The following is a 20281-nucleotide window of genomic DNA, read 5'->3' as shown; positions in this document are numbered from 1 at the left end:
TCTTACCCTTTTTTATTTTTACTCTAATCAACATATAACCACATATATCGTATAATCCCAAATCAAAAAATACAAAAACACACAATAAAAGAGAAACATGATAGAACTTTCAAATGTATCAAAAAGCTATGGACCAAATGAGCTTTTTAGTGAGCTAAATTTAAGACTAAATTCTGGAAATAAAATAGGTTTAGTAGGACGAAATGGTAGTGGAAAATCTACACTTTTTAAGTTAGTTCTTGGTGAAGAACAAGCTGATGGTGGGGAAGTAATGATTCCACGAAATTATAAAATCGGAGCATTAAAACAATATTTTGATTTTACTGAAAAAACTTTAGTTGAAGAAACAGCTTTAGCACTAGCAGAAGATGATAAATTTAGTATTTATAAAGTTGAAAAAATATTATACGGATTAGGTTTTTCGCAAGAAGATTTAGAAAAAGAACCAAAATCATTTTCAGGTGGTTATCAAATTAGAATAAATCTTGCAAAACTTTTATTAACTGAACCAAATATGCTTTTACTTGATGAGCCAACAAACTACTTGGATATTTTATCTATTAGATGGTTAAAAGCTTTTCTTAAAAATTTTGATGGTGAAGTAATACTAATTACTCACGATAGAGATTTTATGGATAGTGTTTGTACTCATACAATGGGAATTATAAGAAGAAATGCTTATATGATTGCAGGTGGAACTGAGAAGTTTTATGAGCAATTAGCAAGTAATGAAGAACATCATGAAAAACAAAAAATTGCACAAGACAAAAAAATCAAAGAGCTTGAAGATTTTATTTCAAAAAACAAAGCTCGTGCTTCAACTGCAGCACTTGCACAATCAAAAGTAAAAATCCTTGAAAAAATGGATGTTTTAGAAGATATTGGATATGACACAACTTTAAAATTTGATTTTAATTTTAAAGATACTCCTGCTAAATTTTTACTTGAAGTAAAAGATGTAAGTTTTGGATATACAAAAGATAATATTTTATTTAAAGATATTTCATTTGCTCTTCAAAAAGGTGAAACACTTGGGATCATCGGGAAGAATGGTAAAGGAAAATCAACTTTATTAAATGTAATCGCAAATGATTTAACAGCATTAAGTGGAACAATTGATTATCATGGAAGTGCGGTTTTTGGTCACTTTGGTCAAACAAATATTTCACACTTAAATAAAAATAGCACAATTATGGATGAAATTCACTCAACAAATACAAAATTACCAGAATCAGTGATTAGAAGTATTTGTGGTTTAATGATGTTCTCAGGAGATAATGCGAAGAAGAAAATTTCTTTATTATCAGGGGGAGAAAAATCTAGGGTAATGCTCGGAAAAATTATTGCAAAAGATGTAAATATATTATTTCTTGATGAGCCTACAAATCACCTTGATATGGATTCCATTGTAGCTTTAACAAAAGCTATAAAAGCCTTTGAGGGTTCAAGTATAATCGTAACACATAGTGAAGAATTGTTAAGAGCGGTTTGTGATAGATTGATTGTATTTGCAAATGATGAAGCCGTATGTTTTGAGGGAACTTATGATGAGTTTTTAGAAAAAATTGGTTGGGATGATGATGTTGTTGAAGTAAAAAAAGAAAAAACTATTAAAGTAAATAAAAAAGAGAGTAAAAAACTTAGAGCTTTAATTGTTGCAGAAAAATCTAAAGCAACATCGCCACTAAAAAAAGAGGTTGAAAAGTTAGAAGCTGAAATCTCAAAACTTGAAGAATTACTTGACCATGACCAAAATGAATTAACAAAAGCTACAAATAAAGGGGATAATAATTCATCTCTTGAGCTTTTAAAAAATATTAATAAATATGAAAAAGATATTGAAACAAAATTTTCAGCCCTTGAAATATCTCAAACAAAATTAGATGAGATGAATAAAGAGTTTGAAAAAAGAATGAACGAAGCTTAATCTAGTAGTTTTAAGCTAGTAATAGCTTAAAACTTTTAGGTGTAAATAGTTTGAGGGTTTCACTTTTTTGTGATTTTAACTCATTTGAGAATCCATTTTTACTAAATATTACAAAAATATCTACATTTAAATCTATTGATTTGCAATCTTCTTTTAGTTTGTTTAATTCATTTTTTTTAAGTTTTGAATTTATATATTTACAATTTCCTGCGATGATTTTCCCTGATGTTGTTTTTGCAACTAAATCTATTTCGATTTTTTCATCCCAATATCTACCAAATTGTTTAACAGGGTCTTGCGCAAAGGCATCTCTTATATATTCCATAGCAAGTTCTTCAAAAATAAAATTACCAAATTCGGCTTCTTTATTTTCATATAATTCAAAAAATTCTTTATAATTTTTTTCTTTAATTCCTTTATAAATAGGAGAAACAAAAGCAAACCAAAATCTTAAAAATGGAGCCGTAAAAAGAAGTTTTTTTGCAATTTTATCATCACCTCTTTTTTTTGCTAAATGATGCTGTGAAGATTCAATTTCAATAATTCCTCTATCAATTATTTTTTCAACACATCTATTTCCTTCTTCAAAACTTACAAAGGCTCTTTTAAAAGAGGTTGTTGTTCTTCTATCACCTTGGGCAATTCCTGTTAAAATAGCTTGGTCTACTTTGTATCCTCCACATATTGTTGTAATCTCATATTTAAGATTTGTATAATCATTTAGAATATGTTTTTCTATTAACTCAAGTAAAGGTTTTGTTGTATCTATTTTGATATTTAATCCACCAAATACAATGAAGTATTTAACTGCTATTTCCATATCTGTGATTTTATTTTCTTGGCAAAAAATTCTAAATTGATTTTTTGTTGATTGGTCTATTAAAATGATGGTAAATCCTTAATTTTTATTATATTTTTGTAAAAAACTGTTAAGTGAATTTGCAAACTGTTGAGCGTCTTTTTGAGAAAAAGCAGCTGGTCCTTTTGTCATTTCTCCACTATCTCTTATATCTTGCATTAAATTTCTAATTGCCAGATATTGTTTAATATTATCTTGTGTGTACATAGCACCTCTATGATCTATTGCATGGGCATTTTTTTCAATTGTTCTATTTGCAAGAGGAATATCTGCTGTAATTACCAAATCATTTTCTTCTAACATTTCAACAATTTTGTCATCAGCTTCATCTGCACCTTGATTTACAATTATATATTGTATGTGATTAGAATCACCTATATTTATTCTTTTATTAGCAATTACAATAGTATCTATTTTTTGTTTTTCAATAGCTCTTAAAATTATAGGTTTTAAAAGATTTGGGAAAGCATCTCCATCTATAAAAAGTCTCATATTTTAAACAAATCTTTTGGGTCTATATGAGATGAATCTTTTGTTGCTTGAAACATTAAACTATCATCTACTCGTCCTACAACATAACCTTGTTTTATCCATTTTCCAACAACTAATGTTGGTGAAATTTCATCTAAATGAGAATAAATTGTATGAAGTCCACCTTCATGTTGAATAATAACTACATTAGCTAACATTCCAGCATTTTTTTTTGCATAAACAACTTTTCCATTTAAAACAGAAACAACTTTTGCCTTTGGTTCATCACTTTTTAAAACAATTGATTCATTAAATAATTTTATTTTATAAACAGGATCATAGTAAGTTCCGAAGTTTTTTACTACTTTAAATGATTTTAAAGGAGCAATAGTTTTTTCACCTTTATATTTTATTATTTGAATACCATCAGTTGAAGAACCTATTTTTTTAACATCAAGATTTAGATTTTTTGCGTATCTTTGATTTCTAACATCAGCTGTTTGAACTACATCATCATCTAAAGGTGCAGAAGATGATTCTTCTTCTGTAACTTTTTGATTAGTAGCTTTTTTTTGTGCTAAAAGTTCTTGTAGTTTTCTTCTTTTATCTTCTGCTTCATTTTCAGCTCTAGCTTGAGCTTTTTTTGTCTCTTCTTCTTTTAAAATATTTAATTCAGAAAGAAGATTTTTTAATGATTCTTGTTCTTTTGCAACTTTATTTAACTCTTCTTGATAAGATTTATGTTGTTCTTCTAAACTGATAAGTGAACTTGAATGTTTTTCCTTTAAAATTGTTAATTTGTTTTTTGTTTTTTGTCTATCTTCAATATAAGAAGCTATTTTTTCTATATCTTTCTGATTATTTTTTGTATTTGTAGATAATGCACTATAATTTGTGTTTAATTTTGAAACTTTTTCTTTTGAATATTGTGATAATAAAGTATAAATTTCATTATCAATTAACTCTTGTAATGTATCTTCTGATGCCAGTTTTAGAGCAATTGAAATAGAAAATTCTTCAATTATTGTATCAACAATTTGTTCTTCATGGCTGGTTTTTTCTCTAATTAATTCAGTAGATTTAGAGTTTAAATCACTTAATTTATATTTTGCATCTTCTAAAAGTTTTTGATGCTCTGTAATATCTGAATTTATTTGATTTATATCTTTTTCAAGAGTTGTAATATTCGAGTTTTGACTTTCAATTTTTTCTGCTAATTCTTTTATTTTTAGACTTGCATTCTCTTTTTTATCATCGCTTGAATTAAGTTTTTCAGTATTAGTTTGTATTTTTTTGTCGATATTAGATGCGGCAAAAATAGTATTTAATGATAATATTATCAATAAAAGAAATAGTTTAATCATTATTTATCTTGTATTTTAATAATACTCCAAATATTGTAAATATAGAGATACAAAATGATAATAAGAATATTTTCATAAGTTCAACAAATATATTTATATCAATATCAACAATTTCATGTAATTCTAGTGGAAATAAAACTGTCATATTATGAGAAACATAATATAAAAATCCAGCAGAAATCAAAAATGACAATAAAGAGCTAATCAAAGCATAATTTAATATTGATGAAGCACTATATAAAATAGAAGCTCCATGAAGCCTTAAAATGGATATTTTCACACTATGTTCATGGAACCAAAGTTTTATTTGTTTTGCAATAATAATTATTGCAAAAATAGTAATAATAAAAAATAGAATAAAAGAAACACTATTTAATAAAAGTAATAATAAATATATTTGATTATGATTTTTATAAAAAACTTCAACTTTTTTTACATTTTTATTTTGTAATAAAGTCTGTTTTATATCTTCAAGTTCACTGCTAGTTGGAAATATTTCTAAATAAATTTGATAAAAATTTGGAAGTCTTTGTTTTAATAAGTCAATTGAAGTTTCTGATAAAGTAGATTGTATGCTCGAAATAATTTTATCATTTGGTAGGTTTTGTATTTTTTCTACTTTTATACCAGCTAATTCTTTAATGGCATTTTTCTCTAAAGGATTAATTGTAACTATAATAATAGAATAGTCTCTTGATATTTTTGATTTGTAATTATCAACCACATTGTTTATCAATAAAAACATAGAAAAAGTAATTAACATAGAAAGTAAAGGAATTAAAAAAGCAAATACATTCTTAAGAAACTTCATAAATAATTCCATCCTCAATAGATAATTGTCTAAACTTAATTCCGAGATTTTTAGGAACTCTATGAGTTACTACAACAATAGTAATTCCCAACTGCTCATTTGCACCTTTTAACAAATTCCATACAACTTCAGCTGAAAAATCATCAAGATTTCCTGTTGGTTCATCAGCTATTATTATTTTTGGATTATGGGCTAATGCTCTTGCAACGGCAACTCTTTGTTGTTCTCCACCACTTAGTTCATTTGGATAATAACCAGCTCTGTGAGCAAGTCTTACATGAGCTAAAAGTTTGTTAGCTTGATCTTTTGATATTTCATCAGAATAGCCATTTATTTTAAGAGGAATCATAATATTTTCTTCAATAGTATATTCATTTATTAGTTTATAATCTTGAAAAATAATACCAATATCTTTTCTTAAAATTCTTAATCTTTTTCCTCTTATACCAAAAACTTCTTGGTTATCTATTTTAAGACTTCCGTGTTTTAAAGGAATATCTCCATAAAATGATTTTAAAAGTGTTGATTTACCACTTCCAGAATTTCCACCTATAAAAATAAATTCCTTTGGTTTTATAGAAAAATTCCCTTTTTTTATGACATATTTATTATCATCATATGAAAGATAAATATTCTTAGCTTCTATCATCTACTTAAAATCTCTTTTAACTTTTCATGGGCATTTATATTTGAACTTGTAGGAAGAGGATTTCCTTGATAATAAGAAATATTTCCCTCATTTACATAAAGATATTTTGTTACAGGTCTGTCAAAATTTCCCATTGTTAATTTTATAAGTCCCGAATTTTGAGAGTTTTCAACTATGTAAAGCTCTTCAATATGAATAAAATAATCTTTTTCAATTAGTGATTTTGTTGGAATCATTGTTAAAGTTTTATTAAAATCAATTTTAAAATCAAAAGAAAAATCAAAATTTAAATTGATACTTTCATCGATATTTTGTGCTTCTAAAACTACATCATAAATATTCTTACCTTGTTTTTTCCATCTATCTTCATATTTACTTGATACTGCTAAATCTTTATTTATATCAATAGTAATTTTTCCTTTAGGCAGATTTGTAAGAACTTCCGTACAAAAATCAAAATATTTTCTACTATCTGTTCGTAATTCTAATGTTCCAGAAACTTTTAAAACTCTTAAAGCTTCATTTACAAACTCATTTGAGTAGATTCTTCTATGTGGTTTTTTGTCCCAAGGAACAGGGAAATGCACAAATATTTTCCCAACTTTATTTGATTCAATAAACTCCATAAAAAGTCTTGCATCATAATTTACAACTAAAACATTTGTAATATTTTGAAGTTCAAGTTGTTTTAATAATTGTTCAATTGATGGATAATGAATTTCAAGACCAATAAACTGTATATTTGGATTTGTTTTTGCTTGATGTAAAAGATGTCTTCCACTTCCAAAACCAATCTCTATTTGAATTTCTTTATCTGTAGTAAAATCATCAACAAAATAGTTAATATCTTTTAGATATTCATTTTTTGCTTCTTCTTTTACTTTTAGGTTATGTGTATTTGAGAATAATACTTTTGCATTATTTAAATTTACATAGGCATTTAATGCATTTTTTACTAAGGTAACAGGAGATAATCTTGTGACTTTATCGGCTTTAATCATAAAATCATCATTTTTTGGTTTAAGTGATAATAAAAACTCTTTACTTTCATTTTCTAAAGCAATTCTATATTCAATTTTTCTAATTTTTTGTGTAAAATTGTAAGATTTTGCAATAAACTTAAAATCTACTCCATCTTTTTGTGATGGAATAGTTATTAATTCTTTTTTTTCAAATACTATATGTGGCATTTATCTTCTTAGTTATAATAATTTTGGTTTAGTTCAATTTTTGCTAAATTTGAAGTTGGATTAGAAATAGAATTAAAACTCATACCTTGAACAGAGTTTGAATAATTTTCAAGACCATCTTTATCTATTGCTACAATTTTATAATAATAAGCTTTTCCACTATCTTCAGTAGTATCTGTATATTGTAAAGTATCAGCATTAACTTCTTTTATTTTTGAATAACCTAACATACTAAATGAACTTCTATATATTGCATATTTTACAACATCACTTGTACTAGATGCATTCCAACTTATTGTAATTCTTTTAGCTTGATTATTTGTTGTTTGAATATTACTAACATTAGCTGGTAAAGGTTTTGTTTTTCCTATAACAACTTTACTAGGAGCTGCTTCTACATCATCAAAACTAAATGCTTTAATTCTATATTTATAGCTAGTATTGTCATCTAATCCAGTATCTAAATATTCAACTTGAAGTCTTTCTTTAATTGTTTTTAAAAGTATCCATTCATTTAAAAGAGTATTATATTTTTCAATTCTATAATAACCAACTCTTGTATCTGTATGTGGTCTCCAAATTAATTTTACACTTTTCGGTAAATTTGAGATTGCTTGTATAAATTCAACAGGGACAATTCTAGGAAGAGTTTGAACAATATATGCATCAGTTGTTTTTGATTCAATACCATCGGCTGTTATTGAAGATATTTGATAAGCATATCTAGTTTTTGGCTCTAGTCCTTTATCCACATAATGAGTTGCATATTTATTATCCATCGTTTTTACAAGTTTTAACTCATTTGAACCTTTATCTAATTCTGTTCTATAAAAATTGTAACCAATAACTCTTGAGTCATTTACTTTTTCCCATTCAAATCCAATATTTGCCATATCGGGAATAGATTTTATAGAATCATAATTTACTACTTCAATAGAATTATCTACTCTTGGTTTTGTTGGAGCATTGAAGTTATCAATGATATTTGTACAACCACTAAATAAAAGTATTAAAGTTGCTAACGATGTCGTTTTCATTAAGTTTGTCATTTATATTCTCCTTTTGAAAATTAATATTTAGGAATTCATCCATATCATTTGGTAAATTTGCTTTGAAACTCATTTGCTTATTTGTCATAGGATGAGTTAAATAAAGATAATAAGCATGCAAATAAAATCTATTTATTTTATTTAATTCGCCCTTAAAACCATATAAATTATCACCTAATATATGCCTATTTATCGAACTTAAGTGAACTCTAATTTGATGAGTTCTTCCGGTAAATAATTTTGCAGCAATTAATTCAAAATTTTCTTTATCATTTAATGAAATTTTATTAAATGCAGATTTTGCAAATCTTCCATTTTCTTCAATTGACATTTTTAATCTATTATTTGAATTTCTAGCTATTGGTTTATCAATAATAATATTATCTTTTAATGGCATATCAATTATTGCTAAATAATATCTTCCCATAGTTTTATCTTCTAATTGTTTTGATAATCCAACATGGGCTTGATTTGTTTTTGCAACAACCATAACACCACTTGTTCCTTTGTCTAATCTATGAACAATTCCGTGTCTTTCTTCACCACTTAGAGTTGATAATGAGATATTATTTAGTTTTAACCAATCGACTAAAGTTGCATCTTTTACACTTGGTGCATCATGAACTGTTAAATTATAAGGTTTATTTATAACTAAAATATCATTATCTTCATAAATAATCTGTACATTTTTATCTTTTAAAGACTCTTTTACAAAATTTTCATCTTTTTTAGGATTTAGTTCAGCTTCTGGGAAATGAACTTCGATATTTTGATTTTCTTTTAATTTAAGACCAGTTTTACTTACTACTTTTCCATCTACTTTTACATACTCTTTTTTAATTAATTGTTCTATTTGATTTCTTGAAGCATCAATTTGTGATGCTAGAAATTTATCTAATCTATTTGTTTCAAAAACAATAAAATTTTTATCCATATTTAGATACTCTTTCACTATGCGTTTATTTGATAAAAGAATTATTTCCCATTTTGATTATTTGTTAATAATATTTATTTTACCTTTGATATTTATATCATACCATTTAATTGGTGAAACAAACGAAAGATTAGCTAATAAACAACTAGTATATTATGTAATTTCTATTTTTATATTTCTTATAGTTTTTATTTTACCTATTAGAAGAAAAATCAGAGTTATACCAACTTTATATTGGTTGGGTATTATATTATTGATTGCTGTCGAATTTTTAGGTATTTCAAAATTAGGTGCTACAAGATGGTTGCCTATACCTTTTTTAAATACAACGATTCAGCCCTCAGAATTAATAAAGCCTGTATTCATTTTGATGCTTGGATATTTAATTTATCACAAACCACCACCAAAAGGTGGTTATGGTTTATCTGATTTTCTTTATTTTTCAGTATATATTTTATTACCATTTATATTAATTGCTAAAGAACCTGATTTAGGAACGGCAATGATTTTACTTTTAGTAGGTTATGGTGTTTTATTTATTATTGGTATAAATTGGAAAATATGGGCAACTATACTTATTGTAATAGGAATATCATCACCTTTTATTTATACTTATTTAATAAAAGATTATCAGAAAAAAAGAATTACTGATTTTGTTTCAGAAGAACCAAGTTATCATGTTCAACAATCTATTATTGCGATTGGTTCAGGTGGCTTAACAGGAAAACAAAGTGAAGATGCAACTCAAACTCAATTGAAATTTTTACCAATTGCAACAAGCGACTTTATTTTTGCATATTTTGTTGAAAGACATGGATTTCTTGGTGCAATTGGATTAATATTTTTATATACATTAATTATTATTCATTTACTCAGTATGAATTATTATTTTAAAGATGATTATATGATTAGAGTTTTTGCATCAGGTTTAGGACTTTTAATCTTTTTTAATATGAGTGTAAATATTTTGATGGTTATAGGTTTTGCTCCTGTTGTTGGGCTTCCTTTACCATTATTCTCTTATGGTGGAAGTTCATTTATTAATTTTATAGTTACATTTGCTATTTTGGAAAATCTATTAGCATTTAGGTATATGAATTTATATAATTATGAAAGAAAGTTATAACAAGGGAGTTAAATCATCCCTTGTTTTTCTAAAACATTATTTAAGATTTCTAAATCGTCAATTGAATCACCACAAGCTTTTTTATCAGTTTTAATTTCAACTATTTCTTCTTGTTTTTTACCAACATACATATAATTCAAAATATATTCTCGTTTTAATAAATCAACAGTACTTCTATCTTCACATAATGAGTCTTGAATTTGTTTTTTAAATTTATTTTTTAGATTTTTATCATCTAAAAAAACTTCATGAAGTTGGTATTTATAATAAATTGTTTTATCTTTTTTATAGATGTCGATTAAAGTACTATTCATATCTATTTGAATTGGTAGTTTATCTTTAAAACTTTCAATTTCCTTTTCTAAAGCATAATCTTCAAAAAAGTAAAATTTGCTAACCTCAATGAAGAAATTTATAGAAAATAATAAATTAATACTTACTAAAGCCTTTGAAAAAAATGACCAAATTCTTGAACCTTTATATTTATTAGCTGTTCTAAAAATAGCTGAAAATATTAAAATTGAATAAATTAAAATAATAAAATATAAAAAGAATTCTAAATAATTTTCTTTATTTTGTGCATATTTTGTTTGCATAAAAAACATTTCAAAAAAAACTTCAATTAAAAATGATAAAAAAATAAACCAGAACCAAAAAACAACAACTAAAGAAGTTTCTCCACTTATTAGTTTATAAAAATAGTTTTTATTTGTCGACATTTTTTTCCTTAATATAATCTATATTGTACATTGAATCTTAGTTTTGTTGCAGTTTGAGGTTTTGGATAATCTTTATATGCAATCTCTATTAATTCCAATGAATAATCATCTAAAACAGCGTATCCAGAGGAATCTATTACTCTTAAACCTGTAATACTTCCATCTGGATGAAACATAAATTCTATAACATTTACTCCACCAATTCTAAGCTTTGCAGCAAGTGGTGGATAACCTAATCTATTTAAAACTCTTTGTGTAATACTTTGAAAATTGTTTAAATTTTTTTCTAAATATGCTTTTTGAACTTTTGTAAATTTATCATATTCTTCTCCATATAATTTTTGAAGTTCATTTAGAATTTCTTTATTTACAGGTTGTTTTTGAGATAAAAAATCTTCTAATGTTTTATCTTGGAGAGATTGTTTATTATTTACAATTTGTTCATTTATTATTTTTTTTTGTAATTCTTTTGATTTCTCAAAATCTATTTTTTTATTATTTTCAACTTTTTTCTGAATCTCTTTTTTTACTACATCTTTTTTAATTTTTGGAAGTTCAGCTTTTTTCTCAATAATTGGCTCAATTTTTTCTTCTATTATTTTATTTACAATAGGTTCTTCTTTTTTTAGTTTTACAAACTTTACATCAGATTTTTTTACAACTTCTTCTTTAATTTGATGGTTTTTTTTAAATTCATCAGTATTATATTTCTTAAATAGAAAAAAATGCAAAGATATTGAAATAATAAAGGCTAGGATAATAATTTTCATAGCGCGATTATAGTACAATTACACTAATAAATGATTAATAGGAATATAGAATGTTTAATAAATCAATAAAAGCTTATGAAGAAGCTTGTGAAGTAATTCCAGGTGGAGTTGATTCACCTGTTCGGGCTTTTAAAAGTGTTGGAGGAACTCCACCTTTTATAGAAAAAGGTGAGGGTGCTTATTTATTCGATATAGATGGAAATAAGTATTTAGATTTTGTACAAAGTTGGGGACCGCTTATTTTTGGTCATTGTGATAAAGATATTGAAAATGCAGTAATTGAAACAGCAAAAAAAGGTTTATCTTTTGGAGCTCCTACCGTTCTTGAAACACAACTAGCAAATGAAATTGTTGAGATGTTTGAAAATATTGATAAAGTAAGATTTGTAAGCTCTGGAACTGAAGCTGTAATGAGTGCGATTAGACTTGCAAGGGGAGTTACAGGAAAAAATGATATTGTAAAATTTGAGGGTTGTTATCATGGTCACTCAGATTCACTTTTAGTTCAAGCAGGTTCTGGAATGGCAACTTTTGGAAGCCCAAGTAGTCCAGGAGTTCCAGCTGATTTAACAAAACATACATTATTGTGTGAATATAATAATATTGAAAATTTAAAAAAATGTTTTACTGATAGTAGCGATATTGCTTGTATTATTATTGAACCGATTGCTGGAAATATGGGTTTAGTTCCAGCAGATGAAGAGTTTTTAAAAGCTTGTAGAGAACTTTGTGATGCAAATAATGCTTTATTGATTTTTGATGAAGTAATGTCAGGTTTTAGAGCTTCATTAAAAGGTGCAAGTGGAATTTCAAAAACAAAAGCTGACATAATTACTTTTGGAAAAGTAATTGGTGCTGGAATGCCTGTTGGTGCTTTTGCTTCAAATAAAAGAATAATGGGATATTTAAGTCCTGATGGAACTGTTTATCAAGCAGGAACTTTAAGTGGGAATCCAGTTGCAATGGCTGCAGGATTAGTTAGTTTACGAAAATTAAAAGCTAATCCAGAAATATATGATGATTTAAGTGTCAAAGCTTTAAGACTTGTAAATGGTTTAAAAAGAGTTGCAAATGAAAATAATATTCCTTTACAAGTTAATACAAGAGGAAGTATGTTTGGTTTCTTTTTTTGTGAAAAAGAACCTAAAAATTTCAAAGAAGTAGGTTTTTGTGATTTCAAAAGATTTGCAACATTTCATCATGAAATGCTAAAAAAAGGGTTTTATTTTGCTTGTTCGCAATATGAAACAGGCTTTATTTGTACAAAAATTACAAATGAAGATATTGATGCTTGTATTAATGCAGCTAACCAAATTATGAAAAATTTATAAATAAAAAGGAAATAAAAAAATGCCAACAATTAAAAATGTAGAATTAACAAAAAAAGCAAATATCTATTTTGATGGAAATGTTACAAGTAGAAGTTTTATAGATGAAAATGGTGTTAAAAAAACATTAGGAATTATGATGCCAGGAGAATACACTTTTGGTACAAATGATGCAGAACATATGGAAATTATTGCTGGTCGTGTCGAAATATTAATAGCTTGTGGTGATAGTAATTGGGAGACTATTGATGCTGGTGGATTTTTTGAAGTTCCTGCAAATTGTAGTTTTGATATTAAAGTATTAGAAATAACAGATTATTGTTGTACTTTTATAAATTAAAATTGGTTTATTAAATGGAAGATAACAATACAAATAAACCAAAACACCAAGATAAAATAGTTGCTCTTGATAGTTTATCTTTAGGTATTTCTATCGTTGCTGCTATTATCATAGGTTTTGGTATTGGTTATGGTTTAAAGCAATTAACTGGATATACATGGACTTTATGGCTTGGTATTGCATGGGGAATTGCAGCCGCAATTGTAAATGTTTATAGAGCGTATAAAAGAGCTCAAAAAGTGTATGAGGGTATGGAAAATGATCCAAGATATGCTTATAGAGCAAAACATGGAGATAAATCTTTTGATAAAGATGATGATGAAGATTAATCCAGAAATTTTGAAATTTGCAAAGGTCTTTATTCTTTTAGACTTTTGTATTATTTTTTACTCTTTATTTTTTCAAAATAAATTTTGGCTATTAAATACTCAAGTTGCTTTTGTATCTTCTTTATTTATTGTTGTTGCTTCTTTTTTATCTTATCGAAAAAATATCCAAAATAGATTGTCAAATCTTGATTTAACTCAAATAAATGAAGGTAATGATAGAGATAAAATCGATGAAATAGATGATCCATATGATTTATATACGCAATATGATGAGATACCAGAAAATGAGTTAACTACTGAAAAGATAAAAGAGATTTTAAATGATGAAAAATCAAAGATAAAAAGAAATTCTTTTAAAAATACTCTTTTTTCAGCAAGTGGATTTTTATCAATTTATAGAATTTTAGGTTATGGAATCTTAATATTTGGTTTTTTTGCTTTAAATAATAATAAGATTTTTTTACCAATTGCATTTATTATAGGATTAGGAATAGTTCCAATTGGAATTTTATTTTCAAAGCTTCTTGAGAAAAAGCTTTGAAAATTTAAAGAATTAAAGGTAAATCAATAGTTACTTTAGAATCATCATAAGTTAGAATAAAAGAATTAGTCTCTCTTATATTTAATGATGAAAAATCACTTTTTTCATTTGCTACAATTTCAACACTTATTAAAGAATATTTTATGTTATCAATTTTAATGTACTCTCCAATTTTTAATAAAATTGAGCAAGTTACATTATTTTTATTTTTAAAAACTTCAAAAACACTATTTAATGTCTTTATGAATGAACTTGCATCCAATTTAAACTCAGGAATAGACGGATCATAATTTTTTATGAAATTAATTTCATTTTTTATTTTGCTTGTAGAAATCGCTAAATCAACTAAAGTAAAGATATTTGTTGTATTGATGTTTTTAATATTAAGTTTAGATTCTTTTTTTACCATAGCACTTTTATAAAGTTTCATATGAATTTCATCTTCATTCTCATAGCTAACTGTTATTGCGTAAAATATATAGTTTTTAATTGTTAAATCAATATAAGAGGTTAATGCTCCAAAAGTTTTTGGAGCATATGTTAACGCTAAATCAAAAAGCTCTTTTTGTTTAATTCTATTTAACAAAAATTGAGCTTCTGAATTTGAATAAATTATTTTTGAGCTAGATGAAAAAGATAAAATAGGATTTAAATCTAATTCGACCCACTCTTCAAAAAAACTCATTTAATTAACTTTCTACATAATTTTTAAGATTTTTACCTACTTTTGGATGCTTAAGTTTTTTAATAGCACTTGATTCGATTTGTCTAACTCTTTCTCTTGTTACAGAAAGTTCTTTTCCAATCTCTTCTAGTGTTCTATCACTTGCATCTTCCATAAGACCAAATCTCATTCTAATAACTGCTTGTTCTCTTTCGTTTAGTTGTCCTAGTATTTGATCAATTTGATTTTGTAAATCTTCTTTCATAATATTATCAACAGGTGTTGGAGCTTTTTCATCAGGAACAAAATCTCCAAATTTACCATCATCGTCGCTTCCAATAGGAGCTTCAAGAGATACAGGTTCTTTTGTAATTTTAATTACTTGTTTAACTTTATCAACAGGTAATCCAACTTCTTTTGCGATTTCATCAACATCAGGCTCTTTACCATTTTCTTGAATACCTTTTCTAATGATTTTATTGATTCTATTAATAGTTTCAATCATATGAATAGGAATTCTAATAGTTCTTGCTTGATCGGCAATTGCTCTAGAAATTGCTTGTCTAATCCACCATGTTGCATAAGTAGAGAATTTATAACCTTTTTTATACTCAAATTTATCAACAGCCTTCATAAGACCAATATTTCCTTCTTGAATTAAGTCAAGGAATGGTAAACCTCTATTTGTGTATCTTTTTGCAATAGATACAACAAGTCTAAGATTTGATTTTGCCATTCTTGTTTTAGAAGTATCAGTTATTTGTTTACCTCTTTTAATTTGTTCAAGAACATCTTTTAATTCCTCAGGTGCTAAGTCAAATCCACCTTTAGAAGCTTCTTTTGTTTGGAAAAGTTTTTTAATTTCCATATAAGAAGAAACCATAGTTGCTTCTGGAACCATAGATGTAATTTGTGCTTTTGTTAAATTCACAATATTATCTAAAATCTTTTTATGATTTTTTAATAAAGTTTCATTAAATAAAGGTAATTTGTACTCTAATCTTTTTAATTCACCATCAAAACCTGTATCAGATTTTAAAGCTGTTTCCATTGCTTTTACAATTTCTGTAATTAATTTAGAAGTAGGTCCTAGATCTAAAAGAGCCTCTTTTAAAATTCTTTTTTTGAATGCAACTGCTAAATTAAAAGTCATTTGATCTGTTTCATCATCTGATTTTGCAGTTTCTTTTGCAGCAAATTTAAGCCAATCTTTTTTTGCTTTTTCTAATATTTTAAATGCTTCAATAATAGTTTGCGCTCTTTTATCAAGTTTTTTTAACTTTTTAGCACTAGTTTTTTCACTATCTTCATCATCATTTGAAGATTCAGAATCTTCTTCTTCAATAATTTCGTCTTCGATTTCTTCTTCTTCATTTTCATTTTCAGAATCATCATCAAAATTTCTAAATAGTTCTTTTACTTTTCTTTCTCTATTTACTAATGGTTCTTTATATTCTAAAATGAAATCTATTAAGTAAGGTACATAACAAATAGCATCAAGAATAATATCTTCACCCATTTCAATTCTTTTAGAGATTTCTATCTCTTCTTCTTTAGTAAGTAATGGAATTTGTCCCATTTCTCTTAAATACATTCTAACAGGAGAATCTGATCTTGACCATTCAAGTAACTCTTTATTCTTCAATAAATCGTATACATCGTCTTCATTTTCTATTAATTTTTCTCTTAATTCTTTTCTTTTTTTAGCTTCTTCAGCATTCATTCTTTTTGCTTGTTCTTGAGAACTAATTACAGTTACATTATATAACTGAATCAATGCTAAAAGTTTTTTAATGTTTGGACCAGAAGGTGCTTTAGGAAAGATTTTAATGATTTTTTCGTAAGTAAGTACTGATTCTTTGTACTCTTTTACTAATTGCTCAATAGTTTTATTTATATCTTTTACACTCATGATTTTAGGGAATCCTCTCTCTAAGATGGTTGGATATTATACCCAAAGTAGTTAAATAATTGATTAAAAAAGAAATATTTAAACAAAAATTACTAAAAAATTAGCTAAAATGCATTTTTTTTGAAAATATTTATTTAATGAATTTTAAAATTTATTAAATTCAAGGACATATAATATGAATAAAATTACTGGAAAAGTATGGAATTTTGGCGCTAACATAGATACAGATGTTATTATTGCAGCGAGATATTTAAATAGTTCAGATCCTGAACATTTAGCAAAATATGTTATGGAAGATGCAGATCCTGACTTTCCTAAAAAGTTACAAAGAGGCGATATTATAGTTGCGGGTGAAAATTTTGGATGTGGTTCAAGTAGAGAACACGCTCCTATTGCTCTAAAAGCTGCTGGAGTGGCTGCCGTTGTTGCTCCATCATTTGCTAGAATTTTTTATAGAAATGCTTTTAATATGGGTTTACCAATTTTTGAATTACCAGAATCTTTGGAAATAAAAGAAGGTGAAGAAATTTCTATTGATTTAGATAATGGAAAAATTACTAATAATACTACAAATAAAACTTATGATTTTATTGCAATTCCTCCATTTATGCAAGAATTAATTGCTGCTGGTGGATTAATAAATTATGCAAAAGCTGAAATGGGAAGAGGAGATAAATAATGAACAACTACAAAATATCAGTAATCAAAGGTGATGGAATAGGTCCAGAAATCGTAGATGAAGCAATAAAAGTATTAAATGCAGTTTCTAAAAAATGTGATTTTACTTTAAGTTATAAAGAATATTTAATGGGTGGAATTGCTATTGATACAACAGGTGTTCCTCTTCCACAAGAAACAATAACAGGTGTTTTAGATTCTGATGCTTGTTTATTTGGTTCAATTGGTGGAGAAAAATGGGATACACTTCCAAGAGAATTAAGACCTGAAACTGGACTTTTAAAGTTTAGAGAAGAGATGGGTGTTTATGCAAATCTTAGACCTGCTATTGTTTATGATGAATTAGTTAATGCATCAACACTAAAACCTGAGGTAATCAAAGGTTGTGATATTATGGTTGTAAGAGAATTAATTGGTGGAATTTACTTTGGACAACCTCGTGCAAATGATGGATTTAAAGCTTATAATACAATGGTTTATACAAAACCAGAAATTGTAAGAATTGGTAAACAAGCATTTGAATTAGCAAGAAAAAGAGATAAAAGAGTTTGTTCAGTTGATAAAGCAAATGTATTAGAAGTTTCTCAACTTTGGAGAGATACTATGAATGAATTATCAAAAGATTATCCAGATGTAACTCTTTCACATATGTATGTTGATAATGCAGCTATGCAACTTGTAAGAAACCCAAAACAATTTGATGTTATTGTAACTGGAAATATCTTTGGAGATATTCTTTCTGATACAGCTTCAATGGTAGTAGGTTCAATTGGATTATTGCCATCAGCTTCAACAGGAGATAAAACAGCGATTTATGAACCAATTCATGGATCAGCACCTGATATAGCAGGAATGGGAATAGCAAATCCAATAGCAACAATTTTAAGTGCTGCTATGATGCTAAGATATTCTTTAAATGAAATTAAAGCAGCAGATTTAATTGAAGATTCAATAAAAGCTGTTTTAAAAGATGGATATAGAACAAAAGATTTAGCTTCTTTTGATGCTAAAGAAGTTTTAAATACTACTGCTATGGGTGATTTAATCACTAAATATATAAATAAATAATAAAGGAAGCATCGCTTCCTTTATCTCTTTTTAACAAAATAATAATTATTAAAATACAATTAACTTTTTCTATGCTAATATAAATCCAAAAAATTGGATGATAATATGAATAAAAAATATAGATTAATCACAAGAAGTGATATGGATGGTTTAGTATGCGGAACTTTACTTACATATTTAGACATTATTGATGAGATTATATTTGTTCATCCAAAAGATATGCAAGATGGAAAAATAGCTGTTACTCCAAATGATATTACTACAAATCTTCCTTATGTTAATGGTGTTTATTTAGCTTTTGATCACCATTATTCTGAAACATTAAGAAATGAAAAAAAAGACAATCACATAATAAATTCAGATGCACCAAGTGCTGCACAAGTTGTTTATGATTATTATGATGGTGATAGTGTATTTCCCGGATATTTTACAAGTATGATGAATGGAGCAAATAAAGCAGATAGTGCTGATTTTATTGAAGATGATATTTTAAATCCAAGAGCTTGGGCATTGTTGAGTTTCTTAATGGATTCAAGAACAGGACTTGGACGATTTAAAGAGTTTAGAATCTCAAATTATCAGCTTATGATGGATTTAATTAAATATTGTGCAAAACATAATATTGACCAAATACTTGAACTTCCTGATATAAAAGAAAGAGTTGAATTATATTTTAAATATGAAAATGAATTTAAAGAACAATTAAATAAAGTAACAACAATAAAAGATAATATATTAATAATAGATTATAGATATGAAGAAATAATTTATCCTGGAAATAGATTTATGATTTATGCCATGAATCCAAAACAAAATATTTCAATACATATAATGTGGGCAAAAGATAAAGAAAAAGTGGCTTTTAGTGTTGGAAAATCAATAATAAATAAAACTTCAAAAACAAATGTTGGTGAACTAATGCTTAAATATGGCGGTGGTGGTCACGAAGCAGCAGGTGGATGTCAAATAGATGTAAAAGAGTCTTTAAGTGTTTTAGAAGAGTTAATAAAACAAATAAATAAAGATGGTTAAAAGAAGCTTTTTATAGCTTCTTTTTTAAACTTTCATAAAACTCATCAAAAGAGGGTAATTTTAAATCAGCTTCTCTTTGTTTTTTACCCCACATAGGTTCTGGAAAATATGAATCTTCTTCAAATCTCGCCATTATATGAAAATGTACATGGGGAACATAATTCCCAAAAGATGCAATATTTATCTTTTTAGGATTAAAATAATTCAACATTTCTTTTTCTATAATATCTAGGTATTTAAATATTTCTTGTTTAGTTTCATTATTACATTGTGAAAATTCTTTTATATTTTCTATCGTAAATATTTTAAGCCAAGGTATTTCTGAACTTTCAATTTCAATTTTTATTAAATCATTTTTGTAAATAAGAGACAAAGTTAATCCTTTTAATAAATGCAATTTCTAGAATATTACAATAATTAGGATTAAATTAGATGCTTATACTATATTCAACTAGCTTTAAGTAAAAATTAATTATAATCCAACTCCATTTTTTCAACCACAGAAGAAGTTTTTATAAAA

General features: G+C 26.3%; 22 protein-coding genes. 9 read left to right on the top strand and 13 right to left on the bottom strand.

Annotated elements, in window-relative coordinates:
- The first annotated feature begins 97 nt into the window (after positions 1–97).
- On the top strand, positions 98–1927 hold the full coding sequence (locus B0174_RS05190; protein ID WP_108558595.1) for an ABC-F family ATP-binding cassette domain-containing protein: 1830 nt from the start codon (positions 98–100) through the stop codon (positions 1925–1927).
- A gap of 10 nt (positions 1928–1937) precedes the next feature.
- Here B0174_RS05190 and B0174_RS05185 read toward each other — a convergent pair whose 3' ends face one another.
- The 8 genes from B0174_RS05185 to B0174_RS05150 all read right to left on the bottom strand — a co-directional run bounded on the left by B0174_RS05185 (position 1938) and on the right by B0174_RS05150 (position 9254).
- A complete protein-coding gene (locus tag B0174_RS05185; RefSeq protein WP_228156415.1) occupies positions 1938–2747 on the bottom strand; it encodes a DUF234 domain-containing protein in 810 nt (269 codons plus the stop codon).
- A 78-nt stretch (positions 2748–2825) separates the two neighbouring features.
- On the bottom strand, positions 2826–3278 hold the full coding sequence (locus tag B0174_RS05180; RefSeq protein WP_108558593.1) for a YaiI/YqxD family protein: 453 nt from the start codon (positions 3276–3278) through the stop codon (positions 2826–2828).
- The gene (locus tag B0174_RS05175; RefSeq protein WP_108558592.1) at positions 3275–4621 is read right to left on the bottom strand and encodes a murein hydrolase activator EnvC family protein; all 1347 of its coding nucleotides are present in this window, start codon (positions 4619–4621) and stop codon (positions 3275–3277) included. Before B0174_RS05175 ends, B0174_RS05180 begins: the two co-directional genes overlap by 4 nt.
- Positions 4614–5432, bottom strand: coding sequence for a cell division protein FtsX (locus tag B0174_RS05170; protein WP_108558591.1), 819 nt, complete (start codon positions 5430–5432; stop codon positions 4614–4616). The genes B0174_RS05175 and B0174_RS05170 overlap by 8 nt, the downstream gene beginning before the upstream one ends.
- The gene (locus B0174_RS05165; RefSeq protein ID WP_108558590.1) at positions 5419–6081 is read right to left on the bottom strand and encodes a cell division ATP-binding protein FtsE; all 663 of its coding nucleotides are present in this window, start codon (positions 6079–6081) and stop codon (positions 5419–5421) included. The genes B0174_RS05170 and B0174_RS05165 overlap by 14 nt, the downstream gene beginning before the upstream one ends.
- On the bottom strand, positions 6078–7271 hold the full coding sequence (gene trmB, locus B0174_RS05160) for a tRNA (guanosine(46)-N7)-methyltransferase TrmB (RefSeq protein ID WP_108558589.1): 1194 nt from the start codon (positions 7269–7271) through the stop codon (positions 6078–6080). The genes B0174_RS05165 and trmB overlap by 4 nt, the downstream gene beginning before the upstream one ends.
- 8 nt (positions 7272–7279) lie before the next feature.
- A complete protein-coding gene (locus B0174_RS05155) occupies positions 7280–8320 on the bottom strand; it encodes a fibronectin type III domain-containing protein (RefSeq protein WP_108558588.1) in 1041 nt (346 codons plus the stop codon).
- Positions 8268–9254 (bottom strand): RluA family pseudouridine synthase, encoded by a 987-nt coding sequence (locus tag B0174_RS05150; protein WP_108558587.1) that lies wholly within the window; start codon positions 9252–9254, stop codon positions 8268–8270. Before B0174_RS05150 ends, B0174_RS05155 begins: the two co-directional genes overlap by 53 nt.
- 19 nt (positions 9255–9273) lie before the next feature.
- Here B0174_RS05150 and B0174_RS05145 point away from each other — a divergent pair, with 19 nt between their 5' ends.
- Positions 9274–10380, top strand: coding sequence for an FtsW/RodA/SpoVE family cell cycle protein (locus tag B0174_RS05145; protein WP_108558586.1), 1107 nt, complete (start codon positions 9274–9276; stop codon positions 10378–10380).
- Between the two features lie 8 nt (positions 10381–10388).
- Here B0174_RS05145 and B0174_RS05140 read toward each other — a convergent pair whose 3' ends face one another.
- Entirely contained in the window at positions 10389–11099 is a 711-nt protein-coding gene (locus B0174_RS05140; RefSeq protein ID WP_108558585.1) for a hypothetical protein, read from the bottom strand.
- An 8-nt stretch (positions 11100–11107) separates the two neighbouring features.
- Positions 11108–11869: an energy transducer TonB gene (locus B0174_RS05135; RefSeq protein WP_205663493.1), complete on the bottom strand. Its 762-nt coding sequence runs from the start codon at positions 11867–11869 to the stop codon at positions 11108–11110.
- A gap of 50 nt (positions 11870–11919) precedes the next feature.
- Here B0174_RS05135 and hemL point away from each other — a divergent pair, with 50 nt between their 5' ends.
- Genes hemL through B0174_RS05115 form a run of 4 tightly spaced genes read left to right on the top strand, consistent with a single transcriptional unit; the run spans position 11920 to position 14407 of the window.
- The gene (gene hemL / locus B0174_RS05130) at positions 11920–13200 is read left to right on the top strand and encodes a glutamate-1-semialdehyde 2,1-aminomutase (RefSeq protein WP_108558583.1); all 1281 of its coding nucleotides are present in this window, start codon (positions 11920–11922) and stop codon (positions 13198–13200) included.
- 19 nt (positions 13201–13219) lie between these two features.
- Entirely contained in the window at positions 13220–13537 is a 318-nt protein-coding gene (ppnP, locus tag B0174_RS05125) for a pyrimidine/purine nucleoside phosphorylase (protein WP_108558582.1), read from the top strand.
- A 14-nt stretch (positions 13538–13551) separates the two neighbouring features.
- Positions 13552–13866, top strand: coding sequence for an AtpZ/AtpI family protein (locus tag B0174_RS05120; RefSeq protein ID WP_108558581.1), 315 nt, complete (start codon positions 13552–13554; stop codon positions 13864–13866).
- Positions 13856–14407, top strand: coding sequence for a hypothetical protein (locus tag B0174_RS05115; RefSeq protein WP_228156414.1), 552 nt, complete (start codon positions 13856–13858; stop codon positions 14405–14407). The genes B0174_RS05120 and B0174_RS05115 overlap by 11 nt, the downstream gene beginning before the upstream one ends.
- A gap of 4 nt (positions 14408–14411) precedes the next feature.
- On the opposite strand, the gene B0174_RS05110 is transcribed toward B0174_RS05115, so the two are convergent.
- Together B0174_RS05110 and rpoD are read right to left on the bottom strand one after the other, a co-directional pair.
- On the bottom strand, positions 14412–15092 hold the full coding sequence (locus B0174_RS05110; RefSeq protein WP_108558580.1) for a hypothetical protein: 681 nt from the start codon (positions 15090–15092) through the stop codon (positions 14412–14414).
- Between the two features lie 4 nt (positions 15093–15096).
- On the bottom strand, positions 15097–16983 hold the full coding sequence (rpoD, locus tag B0174_RS05105; protein WP_108558579.1) for an RNA polymerase sigma factor RpoD: 1887 nt from the start codon (positions 16981–16983) through the stop codon (positions 15097–15099).
- A gap of 175 nt (positions 16984–17158) precedes the next feature.
- Here rpoD and B0174_RS05100 point away from each other — a divergent pair, with 175 nt between their 5' ends.
- The 3 genes from B0174_RS05100 to B0174_RS05090 all read left to right on the top strand — a co-directional run bounded on the left by B0174_RS05100 (position 17159) and on the right by B0174_RS05090 (position 19761).
- On the top strand, positions 17159–17662 hold the full coding sequence (locus B0174_RS05100) for a 3-isopropylmalate dehydratase small subunit (protein WP_108558578.1): 504 nt from the start codon (positions 17159–17161) through the stop codon (positions 17660–17662).
- On the top strand, positions 17662–18729 hold the full coding sequence (gene leuB, locus B0174_RS05095; RefSeq protein WP_108558577.1) for a 3-isopropylmalate dehydrogenase: 1068 nt from the start codon (positions 17662–17664) through the stop codon (positions 18727–18729). Before B0174_RS05100 ends, leuB begins: the two co-directional genes overlap by 1 nt.
- Positions 18730–18834: 105 nt before the next feature.
- Positions 18835–19761 carry an exopolyphosphatase gene (locus B0174_RS05090; RefSeq protein WP_108558576.1) on the top strand — a complete coding sequence of 309 codons (927 nt, stop codon included), beginning with the start codon at positions 18835–18837 and terminating at the stop codon, positions 19759–19761.
- 10 nt (positions 19762–19771) lie between these two features.
- Here the strand turns inward: B0174_RS05090 and B0174_RS05085 are convergent, their stop codons facing one another.
- Positions 19772–20134, bottom strand: coding sequence for an HIT family protein (locus tag B0174_RS05085; RefSeq protein ID WP_108558575.1), 363 nt, complete (start codon positions 20132–20134; stop codon positions 19772–19774).
- Between the last annotated feature and the right edge of the window lie 147 nt (positions 20135–20281).

It is taken from the genome of Arcobacter caeni, assembly GCF_003063245.1.
Lineage (GTDB): Bacteria > Campylobacterota > Campylobacteria > Campylobacterales > Arcobacteraceae > Aliarcobacter > Aliarcobacter caeni.
The sequence above is the reverse complement of the archived record's forward strand: the minus strand, read 5'-3'. Positions and strand labels throughout refer to the sequence as shown.

What these genes read in the sequence shown, in the direction of transcription:
- B0174_RS05190 (WP_108558595.1), top strand. Translation starts at nt 98, where the DNA reads ATGATAGAACTTTCAAATGTATCAAAAAGCTATGGACCAAATGAGCTT.
- B0174_RS05185 (WP_228156415.1), bottom strand. Translation starts at nt 2,747, where the DNA reads ATGGAAATAGCAGTTAAATACTTCATTGTATTTGGTGGATTAAATATC.
- B0174_RS05180 (WP_108558593.1), bottom strand. Translation starts at nt 3,278, where the DNA reads ATGAGACTTTTTATAGATGGAGATGCTTTCCCAAATCTTTTAAAACCT.
- B0174_RS05175 (WP_108558592.1), bottom strand. Translation starts at nt 4,621, where the DNA reads ATGATTAAACTATTTCTTTTATTGATAATATTATCATTAAATACTATT.
- B0174_RS05170 (WP_108558591.1), bottom strand. Translation starts at nt 5,432, where the DNA reads ATGAAGTTTCTTAAGAATGTATTTGCTTTTTTAATTCCTTTACTTTCT.
- B0174_RS05165 (WP_108558590.1), bottom strand. Translation starts at nt 6,081, where the DNA reads ATGATAGAAGCTAAGAATATTTATCTTTCATATGATGATAATAAATAT.
- trmB (WP_108558589.1), bottom strand. Translation starts at nt 7,271, where the DNA reads ATGCCACATATAGTATTTGAAAAAAAAGAATTAATAACTATTCCATCA.
- B0174_RS05155 (WP_108558588.1), bottom strand. Translation starts at nt 8,320, where the DNA reads ATGACAAACTTAATGAAAACGACATCGTTAGCAACTTTAATACTTTTA.
- B0174_RS05150 (WP_108558587.1), bottom strand. Translation starts at nt 9,254, where the DNA reads ATGGATAAAAATTTTATTGTTTTTGAAACAAATAGATTAGATAAATTT.
- B0174_RS05145 (WP_108558586.1), top strand. Translation starts at nt 9,274, where the DNA reads ATGCGTTTATTTGATAAAAGAATTATTTCCCATTTTGATTATTTGTTA.
- B0174_RS05140 (WP_108558585.1), bottom strand. Translation starts at nt 11,099, where the DNA reads ATGTCGACAAATAAAAACTATTTTTATAAACTAATAAGTGGAGAAACT.
- B0174_RS05135 (WP_205663493.1), bottom strand. Translation starts at nt 11,869, where the DNA reads ATGAAAATTATTATCCTAGCCTTTATTATTTCAATATCTTTGCATTTT.
- hemL (WP_108558583.1), top strand. Translation starts at nt 11,920, where the DNA reads ATGTTTAATAAATCAATAAAAGCTTATGAAGAAGCTTGTGAAGTAATT.
- ppnP (WP_108558582.1), top strand. Translation starts at nt 13,220, where the DNA reads ATGCCAACAATTAAAAATGTAGAATTAACAAAAAAAGCAAATATCTAT.
- B0174_RS05120 (WP_108558581.1), top strand. Translation starts at nt 13,552, where the DNA reads ATGGAAGATAACAATACAAATAAACCAAAACACCAAGATAAAATAGTT.
- B0174_RS05115 (WP_228156414.1), top strand. Translation starts at nt 13,856, where the DNA reads ATGAAGATTAATCCAGAAATTTTGAAATTTGCAAAGGTCTTTATTCTT.
- B0174_RS05110 (WP_108558580.1), bottom strand. Translation starts at nt 15,092, where the DNA reads ATGAGTTTTTTTGAAGAGTGGGTCGAATTAGATTTAAATCCTATTTTA.
- rpoD (WP_108558579.1), bottom strand. Translation starts at nt 16,983, where the DNA reads ATGAGTGTAAAAGATATAAATAAAACTATTGAGCAATTAGTAAAAGAG.
- B0174_RS05100 (WP_108558578.1), top strand. Translation starts at nt 17,159, where the DNA reads ATGAATAAAATTACTGGAAAAGTATGGAATTTTGGCGCTAACATAGAT.
- leuB (WP_108558577.1), top strand. Translation starts at nt 17,662, where the DNA reads ATGAACAACTACAAAATATCAGTAATCAAAGGTGATGGAATAGGTCCA.
- B0174_RS05090 (WP_108558576.1), top strand. Translation starts at nt 18,835, where the DNA reads ATGAATAAAAAATATAGATTAATCACAAGAAGTGATATGGATGGTTTA.